The following is a 22,082-nucleotide window of genomic DNA, read 5'->3' on the forward strand; positions in this document are numbered from 1 at the left end:
CCGCCCCTCACGCCGCCTTCTTCCCCCGCTCGGCGATCTTCACGAGGCTGCGCAGCACCTCGGTGGCGGTCTTGAGCCGCGCCGGGACCGTGTTCAGCTCGCGCACGAACACGACGCTCATGTCGGGCCGCACCTTCGCGAACGAGGCCTGCTCGGCGACGAAGGCCACGAGCCCCTGCGGGTTGGCGTAGGAGCGGTCGCGGAAATGAACCACCACGCCCTTCGGCCCGGCCTCGACCTTCTCGACGTTCGCCTTGAGGCACAGGATCTTGATCGTGCCGATCTTGAGGAGCTGCTCCACCTCCGGCGGCAGCGGCCCGAACCGGTCGATGAGTTCCGCCCCGAAACTCTCCATCTCGGCATCGTCCTGGATGGTGGCGAGCCGCCGGTAGAGGGCGAGCCGCACACCCAGATCCTCGACGTAGTCCTCCGGGATCGTGACGGGTGCGCCGAGCGCGATGGTCGGCGACCACGCCTCCTCGGGCACGTCCTCGATGCCGGCCTTCAGCGCGGTGACCGCGTCCTCCAGCATCTGCTGGTAGAGCTCGTAGCCGACCTCCTTGATGTGGCCCGACTGGGCGTCGCCCAGGAGATTGCCGGCGCCGCGGATGTCGAGGTCGTGGGAGGCGAGCTGGAAGCCCGCGCCCAACGTGTCGAGGCTCTGGAGCACCTTGAGGCGCTGCTCGGCCTGGGCGGTGAGCTGGCGGTTCGCCGGGGTCGTGAACAGCGCGTAGGCCCGGGCCTTCGAGCGCCCGACGCGGCCGCGCAGCTGGTAGAGCTGGGCCAGCCCGAACATGTCGGCGCGGTGGACGATCAGCGTGTTGGCGGTGGGGATGTCGAGGCCCGATTCCACGATCGTGGTCGAGAGCAGGACGTCGAACTTGCCCTCGTAAAAGGCCGTCATCACGTCCTCGAGCTGGCCGGCCGCCATCTGGCCGTGGGCGACCGCGACCTTGATCTCGGGCATCTCGGCGTCGAGGAATTTCTTGACCTCGGCCAGATCCTCGATCCGCGGCACGACGTAGAAGGACTGGCCGCCGCGGTAGCGCTCGCGCAGCAGGGCCTCGCGGATGGTCAGCGGGTCGAACGGCGTCACGAAGGTGCGCACCACCAGCCGGTCGACCGGCGGGGTGGCGATGATCGAGAGCTCGCGAACCCCCGTCATGGCGAGCTGGAGCGTGCGCGGGATCGGCGTCGCCGAGAGCGTCAGCACGTGGACGTCCGCCTGGAGCGCCTTCAGCCGCTCCTTGTGGGCGACGCCGAAATGCTGCTCCTCGTCCACGATGATCAGGCCGAGATCCTTGAAGGCGATGTTCTTCGCCAAGAGGGCGTGGGTGCCGACCACGATGTCGACCGTGCCGGCGATGAGCCCGGCGCGGGTCTGCTTCATCTCCCCCGCCGAGACGAAGCGGGAGAGCTGCGCCACCTGGACCGGCAGCCCTTTGAAGCGCTCGGCGAAGGTCCGGTAGTGCTGGCGGGCCAGCAGCGTGGTCGGAACGATCACCGCCACCTGCTTGCCGGAGATCGCCGCCGCGAAGGCGGCGCGGAGCGCCACCTCGGTCTTGCCGAAGCCGACATCGCCGCAGACCAGCCGGTCCATCGGACGCCCGGCATTGAGGTCGTCCAGCACCGCGTCGATGGCGTTGGCCTGGTCCTCGGTCTCCTCGAACGGGAAGCGGGCGGCGAACTCGCCGTAGAGCCCCTCGGGCGCCTGCAGGGACGGGGCCTTCCGGACGAAGCGCTGGGCCGCGACCTTGATCAGCTCGCCCGCCATCTCGAGGATGCGGCGCTTCATCTTGGCCTTGCGGGCCTGCCACGCGCCGCCGCCGAGCCGGTCGAGGGCGACCTCGGAATCCTCCGAGCCGTAGCGGGTCAGGAGCTCGATATTCTCCACCGGCAGGAGCAGCAGGCCGCCGGTGTATTGCAGTTCCAGGCAATCGTGCGGGGCGCCGGCGGCGTGGATCGTCTTGAGGCCGACGAAGCGGCCGATGCCGTGGTCGGCGTGGACCACGAGGTCGCCGGGCTGGAGCGCCTGCACCTCCAGGATCACGTCCTGGGGCCGCTTGGCCTTGCGCTTCTGGCGGACCAGCCGGTCGCCCAGGATGTCGCCCTCGGAGACGACGGCGAGCTCGCCCGCGGTGAAGCCCGCCTCCAGGCCCCAGACCGCCACGGCCGCGTCGGTGCCGCGCTTCAGCGCGTAGACGTCGGTGAGCCGGGTGATCGCCACCGGCTTCTTCAGGCCGTGGTCGGTGAGCACGCCGCAGAGCCGGTCGCGGGAGCCGTCGGACCAGGCTCCCAGGATCACGTGATGACCGGATCCCTGGAGGTCGCGGATATGCGCCACCGCGGCGTCGAACACGCTGGCGTTCTCGTCGGCCCGCTCCGGCGCGAAGCTCCGTCCGGCCTTGGCGCCGCAATCGATCACCGCGCGCTCGGACGATTCGGGCTGCGCGAACGGGGTCAGCCGCGCCACGGTGGCGGTGCCGATCCGCTCCTTCAGCTCGTTCGGCGTCAGATAGAGGGCGCGGGGCGGCAGGGGCTTGTAGGGGGCGACGCCGGGCTGCGGCGTCTTCATCGCGCCCTCGCGGGCCTGGTAATAGTCCTGGACGAGCGCGATCCGCTCGGCGGCGGCGTCCTCCACCTGCGGGTCGAAGACCAGCGGCACGCCGCCGAGGTAGTCGAACAGCGTGTCGAGGTGGTCGTAGAACAGCGGCATCCAGTGCTCGAGGCCGGCATAGCGCCGCCCCTCGCTCACCGTCTCGTAGAGCCGGTCGTCCCGGGTCGCCGCCCCGAAGCTCTGGATGTAGTTCTGGCGGAAGCGGCGGATGGTCTCCGTGGTGAGCTGGACCTCGCTCATCGGCATCAGGTCGAGGGAGCGGAGCTGCCCGGTGGTGCGCTGCGTCTCCGGGTCGAAGGCGCGGATCGATTCCAGCGTGTCGCCGAAGAAGTCGAGGCGGATCGGGGCCGGCAGGCCGGGGGGCGACAGGTCGAGGATGCCGCCGCGAACCGCGTACTCGCCGGTATCGCGCACCGTCCCGGTGCGCAGGAAGCCGTTGGCCTCGACCCAGGCCACCACGTCGTCCATCGACACGACGTTGCCGATCGCCGCCGAGAACGCCTCCTTGGCGATGTGGGCGCGGGGCGGCACCCGCTGCACCAGGGCGTTGACCGTGGTGCAGAGGATGCGCGGGCGGTCCTCGGCCGAGCGGGTGCGGGCGAGGCGAGCGAGCGCCGTCATCCGGGCGGCGGCGACCGCCGTCGTCGGCGAGACCCGGTCGTAGGGCTGGCAGTCCCAGGCCGGCAGGCTCATCACGTCCATCTCGGGCGCGACGAAGCCCAGGGCCGCCTGGAAGGCCGCCGAGCGCCCGGAATCGCGCGCCACGTGGACCAGCACCGCCGGCGCGTCGACGGTGGGCGCCAGGGCGCGGGCGAGGTCGGCGAGCGCCAGCGCGTCGAAGCCCTCCGGGGCGTTCGCCAGGACCGGGCTGTCGCCGCGCTTCAGGGCGTCGATCGCCCGGGCGAGCGCGGAGGATTTCGGCAGCGCGAAGCGCGCGACCTGCGGCTTGGCGGCGGGGGCGGGGGGCTTCGGCTGAGGCTTGGCCATCGGGTCTTTCGCGGGAAATCCCGCCGGGCGCGTCAGGGGAGGAGGTCGGGTGGCGTTAGCCGATCGGGCCGCCGCGATAAAGCGTCCCCGCGGTCACGGCTGAACGCATCCTATATGGCGGTTCTGCCGCGGCATGGAACGGCTGTTCGGCCGCGCTTCGGGGACACCCATGGCCCGGCCCAGAGCACCTTGCGGATCGCCTCTCCCAGGGGGGAAGAGACGGTCCCATCGTCTTTGCGAGCGCAGCGAAGCAATCCAGCAGCACCGCACCTTCGGACGTCGCGCTGCCCTGGGTCACGTCGCTACGCTCGTGATGACGGAGCGGGCCGTATCGGCCGAGCGCTTCGATCGGATGCGACGGAAGTCCGCGACTTACGCCCCTCAGGCGTCCGGCCCGACGATCTCCGCCAGCGCCGCCTCGACCCGGCCGCGGAAGAAGTCCGCGTTGGGCATGTGCTCGGTCATCGCGGCGGCGCGCGCCGTCGCCTGCCGCAGGATCTCGGCGCGGAGCGCCGGATCGGAGCGCTCCATCATCTCCAGCATGATGCGCACCACCAGCTCGGTGGCGATCGACCGGGCCGGGTGATCGTAGTTGGGCTTCGGTTCGTCCATCGCGGGCACTCTCGACCGGTCGCTCTCAGGAGTGGATCGGCGCGTCGTGCCGGTGGAACGCCCGCACCCGCCGCCAGACCGACGTGTCGTAGTTCGTGGGCGTCTCGACCTCGCCGGTCAGCCACTTGAACAGGTCGCGGTCCGGCACCTCGATCAGCGCCTCGAACTGGTCGAGCTCCGCTTCCGAGAGGTCGCCGATCTCGGCATCGGCGAAGCGGCCCATGATCAGGTCCATCTCGCGGATGCCCCGGTGCCAGGCGCGGTAGAGGAGGCGGCGGCGGCGCGGATCGAGGTCGGCGCTCGTGCGGGTGGTGCCGGACATGGATGTCGGACCTCGGCTCAGGGACTGGCAGGGCCTAGATAGGCGTCTGGGTCCGGCGGATCCAGAACGGGACCGCGGCCGGGCGGGTTACAACCGGGGCGCGAGAGGCCAAAAACGAATTGCCTCCGGCGGGCGGTCCGTTATCTCGGGCTGCAACGCCCCGGACGGGGCGGCGAGCGGGAGTCCAACGATGCCGAAGGCGATCCGGGTCTACGAGTACGGCGGTCCCGAGGTGATGCGCTTCGAGGACGTGCCCCTGGCCGAGCCGGGCCCCGGGCAGATCCGAGTCAGGCAGGCCGCCATCGGCGTCAACTTCATCGACATCTACTTCCGCACCGGCGCCTACAAGTCCCCGCACATGCCCTACACCCCCGGCAAGGAGGGCGCCGGCACCGTCACGGCGGTGGGCGAGGGCGTGACCCAGTTCAAGGCCGGCGACCGGGTCGCCTACGGCTCGGTCGCGGACGGCTGCTACGCCGAGGAGCCGGTGATCCCGGCCTCGGCGGCCGTGCCGATCCCCGACGGCGTCGACGAGAAGACCGCCGCCGCCATGATGCTCAAGGGCCTGACCGTCGAGTACCTGCTGCACCGGACCTACGCGGTGAAGCCCGGCGACACGATCCTGTGGCAGGCCGCCGCCGGCGGCGTCGGCCTGATCGCGTGCCAGTGGGCCAAGCACCTCGGCGCCACCGTGATCGGCACCGCCGGCAGCCCCGAGAAGGCGGAGCTCGCCAAGCAGAACGGCTGCGACCACGTCATCCTCTACCGCGAGGAGGACGTGGCCAAGCGCGTGCGCGAGATCACCGGCGGCAAGGGCGTGCCGGTGGTCTACGACGGCGTCGGGCAGGCGACCCTGATGGGCTCCCTGGACAGCCTCGCGCCGCTCGGCCTGCTGGCGAGCTTCGGCTCGGCCTCCGGGGCGATCACCGGGCTCGACCTCGGCCTGCTGGCCCCGCGCGGCTCGCTCTACGTGACGCGCCCGACGCTCGCGACCTTCTCGTCGAACCGTGCCACCCTCGAGGAGGCGGCCGCCCGCCTGTTCAAGGTGGTCCGCGACGGCGCGGTGAAGATCGCCGTCAACGCCACCTACCCGCTGGCCGAGGCGCAGCAGGTGCACCGCGACCTCGCGGGCCGGGAGACCACCGGCTCGATCGTGATGCTGCCGTAGGGACCGACCGTGACGCCCGGCAACGCCGACCTGCTCCTCGTCGTCGACGTGCAGGTCGACTTCCTGCCGGGCGGGGCGCTCCCCGTCCCGGGGGGCGACGCGGTGATCGGCCCGATCAACGACCTCCAGCACCGCTTCCGGCACGTGGTGCTGATGCAGGACTGGCATCCGGCCGATCACGTCTCCTTCGCCGAGACCCATCCGGGGCGGGCCCCGTTCGAGACCGTGACGCTGCCCTACGGGCCGCAGGTGCTGTGGCCGCGCCACTGCGTCCAGGGCAGCCCCGGGGCCGCCTTCGCGCCGGACCTCGCCACCGACCGGGCGAGCCTGGTGGTGCGCAAGGGGCTGGATCCGCGGGTCGACAGCTACTCGGCCTTCCTGGAAGCCGACCGGGCCACGCGCACCGGCCTCGCCGGGGCGCTCCGGGAGCGCGGCATCACCCGCGTTGCCGTGTGCGGCCTCGCCACCGATTTCTGCGTCGCCTGGAGCGCGCTCGACGCGCGCGACGCGGGGTTCGACGTCCTCGTGGTGGCGGACGCGGTGCGCGGGATCGACGTGGACGGGTCGCTCGCGCGGGCCTGGGCGCGGATGGAGGCGGCGGGCGTCCGCCGGATCGCGGCGGCGGAGATCGGCTGAGGGCGTGCGGGGACCGGGAGGCGAACCGCCGCACGCCGCGCGGGAGACCGGCCCCGCGCCGACGCGTTGGCCCGACATCAGCATCCGACAGGAGCCTGCATGTCATCCAAGCACCCGAAGACCGACACGCCCACGGACGCCGACCTGAAGGGCAATCCCGGGATCGGCACCTCGAAGGGGATGAGCGGCGCCGACCCGGCGGATCTGCAGGCGGATTCGACCTTCGAGGGCGACGTCGACAACGAGACGAAGCTCGATGGCGGCATCGACCCCGACCACCGGCCGCGCAAGAACGCGTGACCGAGAACGCGTGATCGGATGCCCGGGCCGGCGCGGCCCGGGTCGATCTCAGCGACTGCGCGCCGGCGCCTTCGGCCGCTGCGGTGCGGGGGCCGCGGGCCTGGCGCTCGGGCCGCCTGCCGGAACGTAGACCTGGGCCGGGCTCGCGGTGTAGCCCCGGAGCTGGGCCGCGTTGGCGGCCCCGAAAGCGGATGTGCCGTCCGCGCGGGCGGCGCCCGCCGCGAAGGCCGATAGAAGCGCGGCGGCCAGGGCCAGGCGGGCGTGCTTCGGCATCGACAGGGTCCTTGTGTTCGCGCGGGCTCGAGAAACCCTGATCCGGACCGGATCGCTCCGCTCTGCGATCGACCCGGCCTTCCCGACGTGCGGAACCGCACAGGCGCCGTGTCGTGCATGACGGCGGCGGCTCCATCGCTTTCCGGTTGATGCTCCCCCACCGTCGTCGTTGCGAGTGGAGCGAGGCGATCCAGGGCCAGAGCCACGCTGACCGATGTCCTGCTGCCCTGGGTCACTTCGCTGCGCCCGTGATGACGGAGCGTGGGCCTGCCCCGGAGGCCGTGTCAGAGCGCCAGCCCGAGCTGGAGCGGCGCCTCCGGCGCGTCCTGCGCGAAGCCCGACAGCGACACCCCGATCAGCCGCGCGCTGCGGCGCAGCGGGAACAGGCCGGCGAGCAGGTCGAGGCCGATCCGCTCCAGGGCGGCCCGGTCGGCCACCGGCACGGCGAGGGACTTCGCCCGGGTGACCTGCGCGAAATCCGAGAACTTGAGCTTCAGGGTCACGGTCCGGGCGCGCATGCCCTTGGCGTCGGCGCCCGCCCAGACCTTGTCGAACAGCGGCGCCAGCCGGGCGGCCAGGACCTCGAAGGCGGCCGTGTCGTCCGAGAAGGTGGTCTCGGCGCCGATCGACTTGCGCACCCGGTGGGCGCGCACCGGCCGCGCGTCGATGCCCCGGGCGACCGCGTGGTAGTAGGCGCCCGCGGAGCCGAAGGTCTCGCGCAGGCGCTCCGGCGTCCAGGCGCGCAGATCCGCCCCGGTCTCGATCCCGAGCCGCTTCATCTTCGCCTCGGTGACCGGGCCGACGCCGTGGAACCGGCCGATCGGCAGCGCGGCCACGAAGTCCGGCCCCATGGCGGGGGTGATGACGAACAGGGCGTCGGGCTTGCGGTGGTCGGACGCCACCTTGGCGAGGAACTTGTTGTACGAGACCCCGGCCGAGGCGATGAGTCCGGTCCGTTCCAGGATCTCGGCCCGGATCGCCTTCGCCACGGCCGTCGCCGTCGGGAGGCCCTGGAGGTTCTCGGTGACGTCGAGATAGGCCTCGTCGAGGGCCACCGGCTCGATGATGGCCGTGTGCCGGGCGAAGACCGCCCGGATCTCCTCGGAGACCGCCCGGTAGACCTCGAAGCGCGGCTTCACGAACAGCAGGTCCGGGCACAGCCGCCGCGCGGTGGCCGACGGCATGGCGGAGCGGACACCGAATTCTCGGGCCTCGTAGCTCGCAGCGGCCACCACCCCGCGCTCCCGGGAGCCGCCGACCGCCAGCGGCCGGCCGCGCAGCGACGGGTCGTCGCGCTGCTCCACGGAGGCGTAGAACGCGTCCATGTCGATGTGGATGATCTTTCGGAGCGCGACCTCCGGATCCATCGCCGCCTCGGGTCCCGACCAAGTTCCTGATCTGTTCCGAAAGACCGCGCGGGGCGGGCGGGGTCAAGCCGCGCCGGACGCGGCGTCAACAGGAGTCCGCCCGTCGTCGCGAGCGCAGCGAAGCGACGAGAGGGCAGCGCGACGTCCTCGAGCGCAGCGCATCCCTGGATTGCTTCGCTGCGCTCGCAAAGACGGGGTCTGCCGTCAGGCGACGCTGCCGTAGAGGTCGTAGGCCTCGGCCCGGTCGATCTTCACCGTGACAATGTCGCCGACCCGCACCGGGCGCCGGAACGCGGCGTGGACGGTCCCGTCGATCTCCGGCGCGTCGGCCTTGGACCGGCCCCGCGCCACCCCGCCCTCGACGGAATCGACGATGACGGGCAGCCGCTTGCCGACCTTGGCCCGCTGCAGCCGGAGCGCGATGCCGTTCTGGGTCTCCATGAACCGGCGCTTGCGCTCGGCCTTCACCGCCGGCGGCACGAGGTCGCCCAGCGCGTTGGCGGTGGCGCCGGCCACCGGCTCGTACTCGAAGCAGCCGACCCGATCGAGCTTGGCCTCCTGCAACCAGGCCAGCAGCTCCTCGAACTCGGCCTCGGTCTCGCCGGGGAAGCCGACGATGAAGGTCGAGCGGATCGCGAGATCCGGGCAGGTCTGCCGCCAGCTGCGGATCCGGTCGAGCTGGCGCTCCTGGTTGCCGGGGCGGCGCATGCGCTTGAGCACGGAGGGGCTCGCGTGCTGGAGCGGCATGTCGAGGTAGGGCAGCACCTTGCCCTCGGCCATCAGCGGGATGACCTCGTCCACGTGCGGGTAGGGGTAGACGTAGTGCAGCCGCACCCAGGCGCCGAGCTCGCCGAGTTCCCGGGTCAGGTCGTAGAACTTGGCGCGGACCTGGCGGTCGCGCCACGGGCTCTCACTGTAGCGGATATCGACGCCGTAGGCGCTGGTGTCCTGGCTGACGACCAGCAGCTCCTTCACGCCGGCCTTCACCAGCTTCTCGGCCTCGCGCAGCACGTCGGCGGCGGAGCGGCTGACGAGGTTCCCGCGCAAGCTCGGGATGATGCAGAAGCTGCAGCGGTTGCTGCACCCCTCCGAGATCTTCAGGTAGGCGTAGTGGCGCGGGGTGAGCTTGATCCCCTGCGGCGGCACGAGGTCGAGGAACGGGTCGTGGGCCGGCGGCACCGCCTCGTGGACGGCCGCCACCACCGACTCGTAGGCCTGGGGCCCGGTCACCGCCAGGAGGTCGGGGTATTTCTCGCGGATCTCCTCCGGCTGCGCGCCCATGCAGCCGGTGACGATGACGCGGCCGTTCTCCGCCATGGCCTCGCCGATGGCCGAGAGCGACTCCGCCTTGGCGGAATCGAGGAAGCCGCAGGTGTTGACGATCACCACGTCGGCGCCGTCGTGCCGCCGGGCCAGCTCGTACCCCTCGGCGCGCAGGTGGGTGAGGATCCGCTCGGAATCGACCAGCGCCTTCGGGCAGCCCAGCGAGACGAACGAGATTTTCGGGGCGGCGCCGGGAGCGGGGCCGCGGGGAGCGGGCGTGGCGGTCATGGCATTCGGGTCGGACAGTCCGGCGGGGCGATCGGCCGCCCGGCGCGCGGGACCAGGAATTCGGGGTCGGGACCCTATACAGGCTCCCGCGCCTCCGCGCGAGGCCGGCCGCCGCAGAGGTGCCCGGCCCTGCGCGCGAGCCTGAGCCCGGGCGCGGATCCTATCGTAACGGCAGAGCTTTGCGGCAGGCTCCTCAGACCCCACATCAGGCCTGGGCGGCGCGGCCCTGCGCCCCGGACACGGCCCGCCCGCGCGCGGCGGCGGGGCCTGCGTGGAACTGCCGCTTCCCCCGCGGCATCGCCTGTGCGACGGCAGCGGATGACGCACAGCCCGAGGATAACGGCCCCGAACCCGGTCATGTGGACCCGAGAGATCCCCTTCATCGATCCCGTCGCGGCGGCGGCCCGGCTGCGCGCCCTGCCGGGGCTCGCCTTCCTCGACAGCGCCATGCGGCACGACCCGCTGGGGCGGCACTCGATCGTGGCCGCCGACCCGTTCGCGCGGTTCCGCTACCGCGACGGGCGCGCGACCCTCGACGGGAGGCCGGTGGCGGGCGGCCCGATGGCCGCGCTCCGGGCCTGCCTCGAACCCTACCGGCTCGAGGCCGGGCCGGAGCCGTTCCCCGGCGGGGCGATCGGGTACCTCGCCTACGATCTCGGCGCGGCGCTGGAGCGGGTGGCGCCGCCCGCCCGGCGGGCGGGGCTCACCGACGACATCGCGCTGAACCTCTACGACACCGCGCTGGTCGTCGACCACGCCGCCGGCACGGGCCGGCTCGTCGCCACGGGTTTCCCCGAGACCGCGCCGGACGCGCGGCGGGCCCGCGCGGAGGCGCGGCTCGCCCGCTTCGCCGACCTGCTCGGCGGCGCGGAGCCGCCGGTCCCAGCCCCCGCCCGGCCGGCCCAGCCGCTCGCGTGGCGCTCGAACTTCGACCGCCAAAGCTATGAAGAAGCAGTCGAAAAGGTCCGCGCCTATATCCGGGCCGGCGACATCTACCAGGCTAACATCGCCCAGCGCTTCGTGGCCGACCTGCCGGCCGGCTTCGACCCGTTCGCCCTCTACCGGCGGCTGCGCGAGACCAACCCGGCGACCTTCGGGGCCTACCTGGAACAGGAGGGCCTGACCGTCGCCTCGTCCTCGCCGGAGCGGTTCATCCGCCTCGACGGGCGGCACGTGGAGACGCGCCCGATCAAGGGCACCGCCCGCCGCCTCGACGACCCGGCGGCCGACCGGGCGGCGGCCGAGGCGCTCCAGGCCAGCGTCAAGGAGCGGGCTGAGAACGTCATGATCGTCGACCTGCTGCGCAACGACCTGTCGCGGGTCTGCGCGCCGGGCAGCGTCGCCGTGCCGACCCTGTGCGGCCTGGAGACCTACGCCAACGTCCACCATCTGGTGTCGGTGGTGACCGGCGACCTCCGCGACGGGCTCGACGCCCTCGACCTCCTGGAAGGGACCTTCCCGGGCGGCTCGATCACGGGCGCGCCGAAGATCCGCGCCATGGACATCATCACGGAGATCGAGGGCGACGCGCGGGAACTCTACTGCGGCGCCATCGGCCGGATCGGCTTCGACGGGGCGCTCGACACGTCGATCGCGATCCGCACCGTGTTCATGGACGACCGGCAGGCGGTCCTGCAGGCCGGGGGCGGGGTGACGCTGCTGTCGGAGCCCGGCCCGGAATACGACGAGACCCTGGCCAAGGCCGCCCGCGTGTTCGAGGCCTTCGCATGATCCTCGTCCTCGACAATTACGACTCGTTCGTCTTCAACGTCGTCCGTTACCTGGAGGAGCTCGGCGAGACGGTCCGGGTCGTGCGCAACGACGCGCTGGACGTCCCCGGCATCCGGGCGCTGGAGCCGGAGGCCCTGGTGGTCTCGCCCGGGCCCTGCACCCCCGCGGAGGCCGGGATCTCCCTGCCGGCGATCCGCGACCTGTCGGGCGCGGTGCCGATCCTCGGCGTCTGCCTCGGCCATCAGGCGATCGGCGCGGCCTTCGGCGGCACGGTCGCGCGGGCACAGCGCCCCCTCCACGGGCAGATGACGCCGATCGCCCATACCGGCGAGCGCCTGTTTTCCGGAATCCCGGCGCCGATGCCGGTCGGGCGCTACCACTCGCTGGTCGTGAATCCCGGCCCCGACATGGAAAGACACCTCTCGGTCGACGCGGTCTCGCAGGAGGGGGAGGTGATGGCGCTGTCGCACCGGACCCACCCGACCTACGGCATCCAGTTCCACCCGGAATCGGTCCTGACCGAGGGCGGCCACGCCCTGTTCGCCAATTTCCTGGATCTCGCCCGCGCGTGGCGGGAGAGGCCGGAGGGGCGCCGCGATGCTGTGGCGTGACGGGGCGCCTCTGCCCGGAACCACGGCTCCGCTCGACCACACCGACCGCGGCCTGACGCTCGGCGACGGCCTGTTCGACACCGCACTGGCGCTCGGCGGCCGCGTCGCCTTCGAGGACGCCCATATCGCCCGGCTCGTGGCCTCCGCGGAGACGCTGGGGATCCCCGCCGAACCCGAGCGGATCCGTGCGGCCATGCGGGACCTCGCGGGTCAGGGGGAGCGGCTCGCGATCCGGACCACGCTGACGCGCGGCTCCGGCCCACGCGGCCTGAGGCCGCCGGACGCGCCGAACCCGACCCTGTTCGCCACCGCGGCCGCGAGCGCCAGGGCCGCGTCCTTCGCGCCCCTGCGCCTGTGGCCGACGGCCATCGCCCGCAACGACACCTCCCCCGCCGCCCGCCTGAAGACGCTGGGCTATCTCGACGCGGTGCTGGCCGCCCGCGAGGCCGCCGCCGCGGGGTTCGACGAGGCGCTGTTCCGCAACACCCGGGGCCGCGTCGCCTGCGCGGGCACCGGCAATCTCTTCGCCCTGTTCGGCGCCAATCTGGTGACGCCCCCGCTCGGGGACGGCGTGCTCGCCGGCATCGTGCGGGCGGAGGTGCTGGGTCTCGCCGCCGGATGCGGGCTGCGGGCCGAGGAACGGTCGCTCGGCCTGCCCGATCTCCTCGGCGCGGAGGCTGTGTTCCTGACCAACTCCCTGCGGCTCCTGGCCCCCGTGACGGCCATCGGCGACACGGCCTTCCCGGGCGCCGGCCCGGGCGCCGGCCATCCGGCGGTGACCCGCCTCGTGGCGGCCCTGCGCGCCCGCGTGGCGCAGGCCTGCGGCGTCACGGAGGACGCGGTCGCGTGACCGAGGGAGCGATCGAGGCGTCAATCGAGGGGGCAATCGAGACTTGGCGGCGCCGGCTGCGCTACGCGCTCGCGGCGATCTACGGGTTCATCGGCGTGGTCCACCTCGTGGCGACCGACGCGATGCTGCCGCTCATGCCCGACTGGGTGCCGCAGCCGCGGCTCGTCATCCTGGCGACCGGCCTGTGCGAGATCGCCGGCGCGGTCGGCCTCCTCACCGGGCGGTTCCGCCGGGCGGCCGCGCTCGGCCTCGCCCTCTACGCGGTCTGCGTCTACCCGGCGAACCTCAAGCACGCGTTCGAGCACGTCCACGTCGAGGGCATCCCGGATTCCTGGTGGTACCACGGGCCGCGGCTCGCGTTTCAGCCGGTCTTCGTCTGGGCGGCGCTCTGGGCCGGCGGCCTGATCGACTGGCCGTTCGGCGGCCGCCGCAGATCCGCCGCGACCGGGATCTCCGGTGATCCGGCACGGCCGCCGAAAGGTCCGGATCCCGACGCGCCGGCAACCATCCGCGAACCTTGATCACAGGATCCCGGGATCCCCGGATCCCGGCAGGCTTTGATCCCAGGATCCTGGCCGATCGACCGGCCGGAAGCCGCCGCGCGGGCCGGAAGACCGGTCGGCCCGGCGGCGATACGGGCGGACGACATGCCGAAGCGCCGCGACCCGGGCCGATCGCCCCCGCCTCCGCCTGACGCGGTGCCGGAGACCGTGCCGGACCGCGACGCGGTGGAGCGCGCCCTGGAAACGGTCCTCGACCGCCTGCGCCCGAAGCCGGGCGGCGCGCCGCGGGGCAGCCGGAAGCCGCGCCCGGACGGGGCGGGCGGCTGAGCCCCGAAAGGTTCCTCCACAGGGCGAAGATATCGCCCGGATACGGCCGGCCGGACCGGAGTTCCCCGGAGGACGCCGCCGAACCCGGCGCGCGGACCCCAGCGGAGACAGACCGAATGGCCAAGCAGAAGACGCTGCAGGACGCCTTCTACGAGACCCTGAAGGACGTCTACTACGCCGAGAAGCAGTCGGTGAAAGCCCTCAAGAAATCCGCCCGGGCGGCGGAGCACGACGAGCTGCGCCAGGCCTTCGAGACCCATGCCGAGGAGAGCGCCCAGCAGGTGGAGCGCCTGACGCAGGTCTTCGAGATCATCGGGAAGCCGGCCCGGGCCAAGACCTGCGAGGCGATGCAGGGCATCGTCTCGGAGATGGAGGAGGATCTCGACGACTTCGCCGACAGCCCGGCCGCCGACGCGGTGCTGGCCGCCTGCGCCCAGGCGGTGGAGCATTACGAGATCGCCCGCTACGGCACCCTGAAGACCTGGGCGGCCCAGCTCGGCTACGCGGACGCCGCCGAGCTCTTGGACGAGACCCTGCAGGAGGAGAAGCGGACCGACGCGCTGCTCTCGAAGATCGCGGAGTCGATCAACGCCGCGGGCGAGCCCGGCGGAGCGGAGCCGGACGCGGAGGCGTCGAAGGGCAGGGGCAGGAAGGCCGCCTGACCGCGTTCCGGCCGCGCGGGCGGGCCGGCGCCCCCGGGCGCCGGTTCGCCGCGGCCCGGGCCGGCGGCGTCAGTTCGCCTTCTCGATGGCGCTCAGCGGCGTCCAGTAGCAGCGATCCTGGGTGTCCTTCAGGGCGAGGCAGCCGTAGCTCATCGTCCGGGACTCGAGCCGTACCTCCTCGCCGGGCTTGAACGACCGGCACTCGCCGCTGGCGAGGCTGCCCTGCAGCAGCTGGCCGAACCCGGACTCGTCGCCCGCCATGACCAGCTTGAACAGGCGGTCCGTGACCTCCTGGGTGTGGCACCCGAACCGCTCCTGGAGGATGGTCTCGGCCGCGGCCGGCCGGGACAGGGCGGCGGTGACGGCGAGGACGGCGAGGGCGGGCAGGGCGAAGCGCATGCGCGGAACATATCCGCGCGCCGCGACGTGTCGAGCCCTCGCCGCGCGGGGGAGCCGCGGAGGATCGCCGCGAAGGCAGCCAGCCCGGTCGGGCGGCGCGTCCGGGCGAGGGCCGATCCGCGCTACCCGGCGACGGGCCTGACCACGACGTCCTCGGCGTAGACGAGGGTTGCCATGACGCCGGACCGGATCCGATCGAAGACCGCGTCGAGATCCCCGACGCTCTGCATCAGCACGGCGCACGAGAGGGCGACGATCTGCGGGGTGCGCTCCGTCCCTTCGGCGAGGAACTCGCGGATCGCGTCGACGAGGGACGTGGTGGCGTCGGCCTCCTCGGTGGCACCGAGGACGTGCAGGCAATCCTGCCGCAGGGACGCCAGATCACCGTCCACGACCGAGACCCATTGCCGGTCGTGATCGTAGATGAGCCAGCGCACCGATCCCGCCGCCACGGGGGCCAGTCCCGCGAGATAGCGCTGAGCGGCTGCGTCGTCGAACATGGCACGGGTTTAACGCCCGCCCTCCGGAACGCCAACGCGTCGGATCACCGTTTCGGAGCCCGACGGATCCGCCGCGACGGGCCGGCATCTCGGGCCGCGAGCGTACGGCGCGGCGCCGCCTGACAGCGCCGCTAAGCCCCGCCCGCCGCCTCGTCGCGCTTGGCCGCCCGCCACGCCGCCTCCATGGCGGCGAGGTCGGAGCGGCCGAGGGCGCCCCCGGACGCCGCGAGATGGCGCGCCATGGCGGCGAAGCGGCGCTCGAACTTGGCGGTGCCGTCGCGCAGGGCCGTCTCCGGGTCGATCCCGGCGTGCCGCGCGAGGTTCGCCACCGAGAACAGGAGGTCGCCGATCTCCTCGGACAGGGCCTCCGGGTCGCCCGCCGCCAGGGCCTCGGCGACCTCGTCGGTCTCCTCGCGGACCTTGTCGACGACCTGGGCGGCGTCGTCCCAGTCGAAGCCGTAGGCGGCCGCCCGCCGGGAGATCTTCTCCGCCCGGGCGAGGGCCGGCAGCGCCCGCGCGACGCCGCCGAGGGGGCCGGGCGCCGGGTCCGGCGCGAGCCCCGCGTCCCGCCGCTCCCCCTGCCGGGCCGCCCGCTCCTGCGCCTTGATCGCCGCCCACTGGGCCTCGACCGCCGCGGGGTCGAGCAGGGGCGAGCCGGCGGGCAGGGGCGCGCCGTCCGGGGTGAAGACGTGGGGATGGCGCCGGATCAGCTTGTCGCCGATGGCGCGGGCCACGTCGTCGAACGCGAAGGCGCCCCGCTCCTCGGCCATGCGGGCGTGGAACACCACCTGGAGCAGCAGGTCGCCGAGCTCGTCGCGCAGGTCGCGGAGGTCGCCCCGCGCCACCGCGTCGGCGACCTCGTAGGCCTCCTCGATCGTGTAGGGCACGATGGTGGCGAAGCTCTGCGCCACGTCCCAGGGGCAGCCGGCGACGGGATCGCGCAGGGTCGCCATCAGGCGCAAGAGCCGGCCCAGGGGCGCCTCCGCGGCGGGATCGGCGTCCCGCCCCCCCTTCGCCCCGGACCGGTCCGCGTCGCGTGTCTCGCTCATGCGGACGGGGTTAGAGCATGGCGCGGCGCAGGGAAATGCGTCTCGCGGATCGCCGGTCCTCAGCGCCGGTCCTCAGCGCAGGGCCTCAGACCCGGCTCGGGTCGCGCTCGCGCACCTGCTCGGCCTGCAGGCCGTTCAGGTAGCCGGTGAGGCGGCCGCTGACCGCCGGGTCGGCGCACTGCACCCAGAGCGGCGCCGGGAGGGCGCGGACGGGCAGGCGCAGCAGGAAGGCCTCGGCCGAGAGGGCCGCCTCCCGCTCGGAGGCGGCGGCCAGGAGGCGCGCCCCCGCCTTCGTGCCGATCAGGATCGCGATCGTGCTCATGGCAGCTCTCCCGGCAGCTCGCTCGGCCGCACTCTCGGCCTCTCCGGGCCGCGCCCGTGCGGGACAACGGCGCGCGGGCCGCGGGCGTTGCACGGCGCGCCGATCCGCGCGGGTTCCGCCGGGGGCCTCAGCTCGTCGGCCGGACGCAGAGCGGCTCCCGGGCCAGCGCCAGGGTGAACGACCACAGGATCCGGCCGAGGGAATCGGTCAGCACCGCCCCGGTCAGGAGCATGTTGGCGGCGGTCCGGCACAGGTCGCGGGCGCGGCGGATCGCCGCCTCCGCGTCGTCCGCCTCCAGGCGGTCGCTGGCGAAGGCGAGGCCGCAGCGGCCGTCCGCGTGCTCGAGGGTGCGTCGGAGGTGATAGGCCGGCATCGCTTGGACCCACGCGAGGCGAATCACCGGCCGCCCGCGGCGCGGGCGGGAGCCGGCTGGCCAAGCTAGCGGCCCGGCGCGGGCCCGCGACTGATCCAGATCAAGCCGACGCGCATCCGCCGCCGTCCGGTCACGTCCCGGTGTCGCAGGCTGTCGCAGGGTACGCCCGCCGCCGGCGGCCGCTGCGGGAGGTCCGCGCGAGGCCGTGCCGGGTCTTGTTCCAGCGCAGCGGCGCCCGGACCAGCTCGATCAGCGCCAGCCACGCGGCGAGGCTGACCAGCAGGAAGTAGACCGGCATCCACGGGACCGACCGGGCGAGGTCCCCCCAGCCGCGCCGGGCGCAGCCGACGAGGGCGGGCAGGACCAGGGCGGCGAGCCCCGTCCCGAACAGCGTGATGGCGAGCCCCGTGGAGAGGTTGTCCAGGAAGACGGGGGCGACCGGGATGTCCCGGACCAGGAAGGACCACGCCGCCGCGGCGAGGCAGGCCGGGTAGGCGAGCGCCGAGACCACCGTCCCGGGGACCAGGGCGGCGGCGCAGAGCGTCTCCAGGCCGCCGAGCCTGCGGGCGTTGGCCAGCGGGTGCCGCCCGTGGGTGAGGCTCGTCTGGACCAGGCCCTTCAGCCAGCGGGTGCGCTGGCCGAGCCAGGGCCCGAGGCGGGCCGGCGCCTCCTCGAAGGTAGGGCTGGGCAGGTCGCCGACGGTGTAGCCCGCCAGCGCGAGGCGCAGGCCGAGATCCGCGTCCTCGGTGACGTTGTGGGCGTCCCAGCCGTGCAGAGCCCGCACCACGACGGTGCGCAGGTGCATCGAGGTGCCGCCCAGCGGGACCGGCAAGCCGCAGCGGGCGAAGGCCGGGTTCAGCACGTCGAACAGCCCGGCATATTCGAGGGCGAAGGCACGGGCGAGGCGCGAATCGCCGGCATTGTCGATCACGAGCCGCCCCTGGAGGCAGGCGGTCCGCGCGGGTAGGCGCGCGAACAGGGCGGCCGCCAGCCGCAGTTGCCCGGGATCGGGCACGTCCTCGGCGTCGTAGACCGTGATCAGGGTGCCGCGGGCCAGCGGCAGCGCGGCGTTGAGCGCCCGCGGCTTGGTGCGCGGGCCGCCCGGCGGCACCGTGATCACCTCGAACCGGGCCGGGAGGGTGTCGCGGGGGAGGGCCGCGGCGGTCTCCGCGTCGTCCGCCTCGAGCAGCAGCTTGATGTCGAGCTTGGCGGCCGGATAGTCGAGGGCGGAGAGCGCCCTGAGCAGGTCCGGCACCACCGCCGCCTCGCGGTGGAGGGGGACGAGGATCGTGTAGACTGGCAGGTCGGCCTCGGCGAGGGGCACCACCGCCTCCGCGGCGACCGGGGCCGCGATGGCGAGGGCCGCGATCCGCAGGGTCGCCATGGCCAGGAACAGGACCTGCCCGGCCGTCATCACCGCGCGCGCCAGCGGGGCCGGCAGCGCCGCGCACAGGCAGAGCGCGGCGGTCCCGCCGAGGGCGAGGACCAGCAGCCAGCGGAAGGCCGGCTCGGGGGCGGCCGCCCACTCGGGGCCGTGCCGCCGCAGGTCGTGCGCCGCGTGATCCGCCACCTGCCCGGGCACGGACGCGAACACGGCCTCGCGCAGGCGGGTAGGGCTGGTGATCGCCGGCACGGCGGCGTGGCCAGCGGCGCGGCCGGCGGCGTCGAGGAGGTCCGCGATCGCCCGCCCGCGGGGCGCCAGGACCCAGGGCGCCACCGCGCCCGGCGCCAGCGGCGCGAGGCCGGCCACGAGGCTGTCGGGGAAGCGCAGGCCCAGGCCGAACGGGATCGGGCCGTCGAGGTAGGGGGCGCCGAGCGCCCGGGCCAGGGCCGCGTAGTAGGCCGATTCCGCGATCAGGCCGGCATTCATCAGCGCGGTCGCCGCGTCGGTCCCGGCCGCGGCCGCCGCGGCGGCGGCCCGGGCCAGCAGCCGCGCATCGACGCCCTCGTCCAGCAGGAAGGCGATCTCCGGCGGCAGGCCCTCCGGCCCCGCGGGCGGGCGCTGGAACGACACGCCGCGCGCTCCCCCGGCGGCCCGAGGACGTGGTAGAGGAGGGGGGTGAGCCAGTCCCCGCCCCCGCGCTCCAAGAGGAGCACCGCCCCGTCCCCGTCGTCAAGAGGCGATAGGACAGCCATCCCATCCCGGATCGCGGCGGCCGCGGTCGCGGCGCTCCTCGCGGGGCCGGCCGCCGCCGCGGCGCCCCCGGCCGCGCCGGCCACGGGCGTCACCGCCACCCCCGCCGTCACGATCCCGGATTTCTGGAACCCGCGCAGCCGGGGCGAGCGCGTGGAGGCGCCGCAGACCGGCCGGGCGGTCCGCTTCCTCACGGACGACGAGTTCCCGCCGCTGCACTTCGCCGGCCCCGACGGCAACCCGACGGGCTTCGTGGTCGAACTCGCCCGGGCGGTCTGCGAGAAGCTGACGATCACCTGCACGGTGCAGGCGCGCCGCTTCGACACCCTGCTCGACGCCCTCGACGGCAAGCAGGGCGACGTGGTCGCGGCCGCCATCCCGCTGACCGCGTCCCTGCGGTCGCGATTCCTGGCGACGCGGCCGTATTTCCGCTGGCCGGCGCGCTTCGCGGCCCGGGCCGACAAGGGCCTGCCGGTCCCCTCCGCGGCGGCGCTCGCCGGCCGCAGCGTCGGGGTCATCGCCGGCAGCGCCCACGCGGCCTACCTCAAGGCGTTCTTCCCGAAGGCCGTGCCGAAGGACTTCACCGATCTCACGGCGGCCGAGAGCGCGCTCAAGCGCGGCGAAATCGACTACCTGTTCGCCGACGGCCTCAACCTCGCCCTGTTCGTCGGCGGCCAGGACGCGGAGAGTTGCTGCGCGCTCACCGGCGGCGACTACCTCGAGAACCGCTATTTCGGGGAGGGGATCGGCCTGATCACCCGCCAGGAGGACGCCGCCCTCTCCCGGGCGCTGGACGACGCGCTCCAGCGGGTCTGGGACGACGGCAAGTACACCGAGCTGTACCTGCGGTTCTTCCCGGTGAGCCCGTTCTGAGGAGACGGGCGCGGGGCTTCCGTCTGCCGCCGCCCCAGGAGGCGGCGGAGGAGCGGGACGCCGCCGATGCCGCGGCCCGCGGCGGCCGCGCCACCGACGCGGAGATGCGCGCCATGCGGGCCGAGGGCGTTCCGCTCCGGTGCGAACCGCTCTAGGGTGCGCGCGCCCTATCCGCGTTCAGCCCCGAAGATCACCCCCGACGACATGCCCGCCGCTCCCCCAGCCCTGACCCTCGACGCCGACGTGATCGAGGCCGCCGCCAACGCCGCCGCCTGGCCCTTCGAGGAGGCGCGCAAGCTCGTGGCGCGGCTGGAGAAATCCGGCAAGACCGAGGTGCTGTTCGAGACCGGCTACGGCCCGTCGGGCCTGCCGCATATCGGCACGTTCGGCGAGGTCGCCCGCACCTCCATGGTGCGCCACGCCTTCCGGGTGCTCACCCGCGACGCGGTGCCGACCCGGCTGATCGCCTTCTCGGACGACATGGACGGGCTGCGCAAGGTTCCCGACAACGTCCCGAACCGGGAGATGCTGGCCGCGCACCTCAACCAGCCGCTCACCCGCGTGCCGGACCCGTTCGGCACCCATGACAGCTTCGGGGCGCACAACAACGCCGAGCTGCGCCGCTTCCTCGACGCCTTCGGCTTCAGTTACGAGTTCCGCTCGGCGACCGAGTGCTACCGCGCGGGCGTGTTCGACGCGACGCTGCTGCGCGTGCTGGAGCGCTACGATTCCGTGATGGAGATCATGCTGCCGTCGCTGCGGGCCGAGCGCTCGGCGAGCTACTCGCCGTTCCTGCCGCTCCACCCGGTCACCGGCCACGTGATGCAGGTGCCGATCGACGAGGTGAGGGCGGAGAGCGGCACGATCGTGTGGCGCGATCCCGCCACGGGCGAGCGCTACGAGACTCCGGTGACCGGCGGCCACGCCAAGCTGCAGTGGAAGCCCGACTGGGCGATGCGCTGGGTGGCGCTCGGCGTCGATTACGAGATGGCCGGCAAGGACCTGATCGACTCGGTCAAGCTCTCGGCCAAGATCGCCCGGGCGCTCGGCGGCGAGCCGCCGGAGGGCTTCAACTACGAGCTGTTCCTCGACGAGAAGGGGCAGAAGATCTCGAAGTCGAAGGGCAACGGCCTGACGATCGACGCGTGGCTCACCTACGGCACGCCGGAATCGCTCGCCCTGTTCATGTACAACAAGCCGCGCGAGGCCAAGCGCCTGTTCTTCGACGTGATCCCCCGGCACGTCGACGAGTATATCGGCTTCCTCGACCGCTACGCCGGCCAGGACGCGAAGCTGCGGCTGGGCAACCCGGTCTGGCACCTCCACGCCGGCACCCCGCCGGAGCCCGAGCGGGTCGAGGGCGCGAGCCTGACCCTCGCGATGCTGCTCAACCTCGCGGCGGTCGCCAACACCGAGGATCCGGCGGTGCTGTGGGGCTTCATCCGCCGCTACGCGCCGCGGACCGGGCCGGAGACCCATCCGGGCCTCGACCGGCTGGTGAAGCACGCCCTGAAGTACTTCTCGGACTTCGTGCGGCCGGCCAAGACCTACCGGGCGCCGACGCCCGAGGAGCGGGCGGCCCTGGAGGACCTGTCGGAGACGCTGGCCGAGCATGCCGGCTCCACCGATCCCGAGGCCCTGCAGGCGGCGGTCTACGAGGTCGGCCGGCGCCACTTCCCCGACACGTCCGGCAAGGCCAAGAGCCCGGACGGGCGGCCCGGCGTGTCGCAGGCGTGGTTCACGAGCCTCTACAACGTGCTGTTCGGTGAGGCGCGCGGACCCCGGTTCGGCTCCTTCGTGGCCCTCTACGGCGTCGACGAGACCCGGGGCCTGATCGCCGCGGCGCTGTCGGGGGCGCTGGTCGCGGAGCACGAAGCCTTCGCGGCCGGCAAGGCCGCCCCGGTCGCGTGAGGGC

General features: G+C 73.4%; 22 protein-coding genes. 10 read left to right on the top strand and 12 right to left on the bottom strand.

What is annotated here, in order from left to right; genetic code table 11:
• Nucleotides 1-7: 7 nt before the first annotated feature.
• The 3 genes from mfd to ACLBYB_RS18035 form a co-directional block, all read right to left on the bottom strand.
• Entirely contained in the window at nucleotides 8-3,604 is a 3,597-nt protein-coding gene (mfd, locus tag ACLBYB_RS18025; protein WP_447699576.1) for a transcription-repair coupling factor, read from the bottom strand.
• A 381-nt stretch (nucleotides 3,605-3,985) separates the two neighbouring features.
• Nucleotides 3,986-4,216: a hypothetical protein gene (locus tag ACLBYB_RS18030; protein WP_020093287.1), complete on the bottom strand. Its 231-nt coding sequence runs from the start codon at nucleotides 4,214-4,216 to the stop codon at nucleotides 3,986-3,988.
• A gap of 25 nt (nucleotides 4,217-4,241) precedes the next feature.
• Entirely contained in the window at nucleotides 4,242-4,538 is a 297-nt protein-coding gene (locus tag ACLBYB_RS18035) for an FAD assembly factor SdhE (protein ID WP_020093288.1), read from the bottom strand.
• Between the two features lie 190 nt (nucleotides 4,539-4,728).
• Between ACLBYB_RS18035 and ACLBYB_RS18040 the strand changes: the two genes are divergently transcribed.
• The 3 genes from ACLBYB_RS18040 (at nucleotide 4,729) to ACLBYB_RS18050 (ending at nucleotide 6,642) form a co-directional block, all read left to right on the top strand.
• Nucleotides 4,729-5,706, top strand: coding sequence for a quinone oxidoreductase family protein (locus ACLBYB_RS18040; RefSeq protein WP_020093289.1), 978 nt, complete (start codon nucleotides 4,729-4,731; stop codon nucleotides 5,704-5,706).
• A gap of 9 nt (nucleotides 5,707-5,715) precedes the next feature.
• The gene (gene pncA / locus ACLBYB_RS18045) at nucleotides 5,716-6,342 is read left to right on the top strand and encodes a bifunctional nicotinamidase/pyrazinamidase (protein WP_042672749.1); all 627 of its coding nucleotides are present in this window, start codon (nucleotides 5,716-5,718) and stop codon (nucleotides 6,340-6,342) included.
• Nucleotides 6,343-6,441: 99 nt separating this feature from the next.
• Nucleotides 6,442-6,642 carry a hypothetical protein gene (locus ACLBYB_RS18050; RefSeq protein ID WP_020093291.1) on the top strand — a complete coding sequence of 67 codons (201 nt, stop codon included), beginning with the start codon at nucleotides 6,442-6,444 and terminating at the stop codon, nucleotides 6,640-6,642.
• Nucleotides 6,643-6,690: 48 nt separating this feature from the next.
• Here the strand turns inward: ACLBYB_RS18050 and ACLBYB_RS18055 are convergent, their stop codons facing one another.
• The 3 genes from ACLBYB_RS18055 to rimO all read right to left on the bottom strand — a co-directional run bounded on the left by ACLBYB_RS18055 (nucleotide 6,691) and on the right by rimO (nucleotide 9,833).
• Nucleotides 6,691-6,915, bottom strand: coding sequence for a hypothetical protein (locus tag ACLBYB_RS18055; RefSeq protein ID WP_132367652.1), 225 nt, complete (start codon nucleotides 6,913-6,915; stop codon nucleotides 6,691-6,693).
• Nucleotides 6,916-7,199: 284 nt separating this feature from the next.
• Nucleotides 7,200-8,282: a DNA polymerase IV gene (gene dinB, locus ACLBYB_RS18060; RefSeq protein ID WP_447699577.1), complete on the bottom strand. Its 1,083-nt coding sequence runs from the start codon at nucleotides 8,280-8,282 to the stop codon at nucleotides 7,200-7,202.
• Nucleotides 8,283-8,486: 204 nt separating this feature from the next.
• The gene (gene rimO, locus ACLBYB_RS18065) at nucleotides 8,487-9,833 is read right to left on the bottom strand and encodes a 30S ribosomal protein S12 methylthiotransferase RimO (protein ID WP_447699578.1); all 1,347 of its coding nucleotides are present in this window, start codon (nucleotides 9,831-9,833) and stop codon (nucleotides 8,487-8,489) included.
• A gap of 357 nt (nucleotides 9,834-10,190) precedes the next feature.
• Here rimO and pabB point away from each other — a divergent pair, with 357 nt between their 5' ends.
• The 5 genes from pabB to ACLBYB_RS18090 all read left to right on the top strand — a co-directional run bounded on the left by pabB (nucleotide 10,191) and on the right by ACLBYB_RS18090 (nucleotide 14,517).
• Nucleotides 10,191-11,564: an aminodeoxychorismate synthase component I gene (pabB, locus tag ACLBYB_RS18070; RefSeq protein WP_447699579.1), complete on the top strand. Its 1,374-nt coding sequence runs from the start codon at nucleotides 10,191-10,193 to the stop codon at nucleotides 11,562-11,564.
• Nucleotides 11,561-12,175, top strand: a complete 615-nt coding sequence (locus tag ACLBYB_RS18075) for an anthranilate synthase component II (protein WP_042672743.1) — start codon at nucleotides 11,561-11,563, stop codon at nucleotides 12,173-12,175. The genes pabB and ACLBYB_RS18075 overlap by 4 nt, the downstream gene beginning before the upstream one ends.
• The gene (locus tag ACLBYB_RS18080; protein WP_447699580.1) at nucleotides 12,162-13,025 is read left to right on the top strand and encodes an aminotransferase class IV; all 864 of its coding nucleotides are present in this window, start codon (nucleotides 12,162-12,164) and stop codon (nucleotides 13,023-13,025) included. The genes ACLBYB_RS18075 and ACLBYB_RS18080 overlap by 14 nt, the downstream gene beginning before the upstream one ends.
• Nucleotides 13,022-13,546 (top strand): DoxX family protein, encoded by a 525-nt coding sequence (locus tag ACLBYB_RS18085; RefSeq protein ID WP_447699581.1) that lies wholly within the window; start codon nucleotides 13,022-13,024, stop codon nucleotides 13,544-13,546. The genes ACLBYB_RS18080 and ACLBYB_RS18085 overlap by 4 nt, the downstream gene beginning before the upstream one ends.
• Nucleotides 13,547-13,971: 425 nt before the next feature.
• Nucleotides 13,972-14,517, top strand: coding sequence for a YciE/YciF ferroxidase family protein (locus ACLBYB_RS18090; RefSeq protein WP_447699582.1), 546 nt, complete (start codon nucleotides 13,972-13,974; stop codon nucleotides 14,515-14,517).
• Between the two features lie 69 nt (nucleotides 14,518-14,586).
• Here the strand turns inward: ACLBYB_RS18090 and ACLBYB_RS18095 are convergent, their stop codons facing one another.
• From ACLBYB_RS18095 to ACLBYB_RS18120, 6 genes are all read right to left on the bottom strand, one after another.
• Nucleotides 14,587-14,916: a hypothetical protein gene (locus tag ACLBYB_RS18095; protein ID WP_447681767.1), complete on the bottom strand. Its 330-nt coding sequence runs from the start codon at nucleotides 14,914-14,916 to the stop codon at nucleotides 14,587-14,589.
• A 122-nt stretch (nucleotides 14,917-15,038) separates the two neighbouring features.
• Nucleotides 15,039-15,416 (bottom strand): hypothetical protein, encoded by a 378-nt coding sequence (locus tag ACLBYB_RS18100; protein ID WP_447699583.1) that lies wholly within the window; start codon nucleotides 15,414-15,416, stop codon nucleotides 15,039-15,041.
• A gap of 131 nt (nucleotides 15,417-15,547) precedes the next feature.
• A complete protein-coding gene (gene mazG, locus ACLBYB_RS18105; protein WP_447699584.1) occupies nucleotides 15,548-16,465 on the bottom strand; it encodes a nucleoside triphosphate pyrophosphohydrolase in 918 nt (305 codons plus the stop codon).
• 85 nt (nucleotides 16,466-16,550) lie between these two features.
• Complete coding sequence (locus ACLBYB_RS18110) at nucleotides 16,551-16,787, bottom strand: hypothetical protein (RefSeq protein ID WP_056523116.1); 237 nt, start codon at nucleotides 16,785-16,787, stop codon at nucleotides 16,551-16,553.
• Nucleotides 16,788-16,914: 127 nt separating this feature from the next.
• On the bottom strand, nucleotides 16,915-17,160 hold the full coding sequence (locus tag ACLBYB_RS18115; RefSeq protein WP_042672728.1) for a hypothetical protein: 246 nt from the start codon (nucleotides 17,158-17,160) through the stop codon (nucleotides 16,915-16,917).
• A gap of 130 nt (nucleotides 17,161-17,290) precedes the next feature.
• Complete coding sequence (locus ACLBYB_RS18120) at nucleotides 17,291-19,174, bottom strand: glycosyltransferase family 2 protein (protein WP_447699585.1); 1,884 nt, start codon at nucleotides 19,172-19,174, stop codon at nucleotides 17,291-17,293.
• A 45-nt stretch (nucleotides 19,175-19,219) separates the two neighbouring features.
• Here ACLBYB_RS18120 and ACLBYB_RS18125 point away from each other — a divergent pair, with 45 nt between their 5' ends.
• Nucleotides 19,220-20,167, top strand: a complete 948-nt coding sequence (locus ACLBYB_RS18125; RefSeq protein ID WP_447699586.1) for a transporter substrate-binding domain-containing protein — start codon at nucleotides 19,220-19,222, stop codon at nucleotides 20,165-20,167.
• Nucleotides 20,168-20,371: 204 nt separating this feature from the next.
• Complete coding sequence (locus tag ACLBYB_RS18130) at nucleotides 20,372-22,078, top strand: lysine--tRNA ligase (RefSeq protein ID WP_447699587.1); 1,707 nt, start codon at nucleotides 20,372-20,374, stop codon at nucleotides 22,076-22,078.
• Nucleotides 22,079-22,082: the final 4 nt, after the last annotated feature.

This window comes from Methylobacterium sp. D54C, assembly GCF_053345595.1.

Excerpts from the sequence above, each read along its gene's own strand:
- mfd (WP_447699576.1), bottom strand. The coding sequence starts at position 3,604 with ATGGCCAAGCCTCAGCCGAAGCCCCCCGCCCCCGCCGCCAAGCCGCAG.
- ACLBYB_RS18030 (WP_020093287.1), bottom strand. The coding sequence starts at position 4,216 with ATGGACGAACCGAAGCCCAACTACGATCACCCGGCCCGGTCGATCGCC.
- ACLBYB_RS18035 (WP_020093288.1), bottom strand. The coding sequence starts at position 4,538 with ATGTCCGGCACCACCCGCACGAGCGCCGACCTCGATCCGCGCCGCCGC.
- ACLBYB_RS18040 (WP_020093289.1), top strand. The coding sequence starts at position 4,729 with ATGCCGAAGGCGATCCGGGTCTACGAGTACGGCGGTCCCGAGGTGATG.
- ACLBYB_RS18050 (WP_020093291.1), top strand. The coding sequence starts at position 6,442 with ATGTCATCCAAGCACCCGAAGACCGACACGCCCACGGACGCCGACCTG.
- ACLBYB_RS18055 (WP_132367652.1), bottom strand. The coding sequence starts at position 6,915 with ATGCCGAAGCACGCCCGCCTGGCCCTGGCCGCCGCGCTTCTATCGGCC.
- dinB (WP_447699577.1), bottom strand. The coding sequence starts at position 8,282 with ATGGATCCGGAGGTCGCGCTCCGAAAGATCATCCACATCGACATGGAC.
- rimO (WP_447699578.1), bottom strand. The coding sequence starts at position 9,833 with ATGACCGCCACGCCCGCTCCCCGCGGCCCCGCTCCCGGCGCCGCCCCG.
- pabB (WP_447699579.1), top strand. The coding sequence starts at position 10,191 with ATGTGGACCCGAGAGATCCCCTTCATCGATCCCGTCGCGGCGGCGGCC.
- ACLBYB_RS18075 (WP_042672743.1), top strand. The coding sequence starts at position 11,561 with ATGATCCTCGTCCTCGACAATTACGACTCGTTCGTCTTCAACGTCGTC.
- ACLBYB_RS18080 (WP_447699580.1), top strand. The coding sequence starts at position 12,162 with ATGCTGTGGCGTGACGGGGCGCCTCTGCCCGGAACCACGGCTCCGCTC.
- ACLBYB_RS18090 (WP_447699582.1), top strand. The coding sequence starts at position 13,972 with ATGGCCAAGCAGAAGACGCTGCAGGACGCCTTCTACGAGACCCTGAAG.
- ACLBYB_RS18095 (WP_447681767.1), bottom strand. The coding sequence starts at position 14,916 with ATGCGCTTCGCCCTGCCCGCCCTCGCCGTCCTCGCCGTCACCGCCGCC.
- ACLBYB_RS18100 (WP_447699583.1), bottom strand. The coding sequence starts at position 15,416 with ATGTTCGACGACGCAGCCGCTCAGCGCTATCTCGCGGGACTGGCCCCC.
- mazG (WP_447699584.1), bottom strand. The coding sequence starts at position 16,465 with ATGAGCGAGACACGCGACGCGGACCGGTCCGGGGCGAAGGGGGGGCGG.
- ACLBYB_RS18110 (WP_056523116.1), bottom strand. The coding sequence starts at position 16,787 with ATGAGCACGATCGCGATCCTGATCGGCACGAAGGCGGGGGCGCGCCTC.
- ACLBYB_RS18115 (WP_042672728.1), bottom strand. The coding sequence starts at position 17,160 with ATGCCGGCCTATCACCTCCGACGCACCCTCGAGCACGCGGACGGCCGC.
- ACLBYB_RS18130 (WP_447699587.1), top strand. The coding sequence starts at position 20,372 with ATGCCCGCCGCTCCCCCAGCCCTGACCCTCGACGCCGACGTGATCGAG.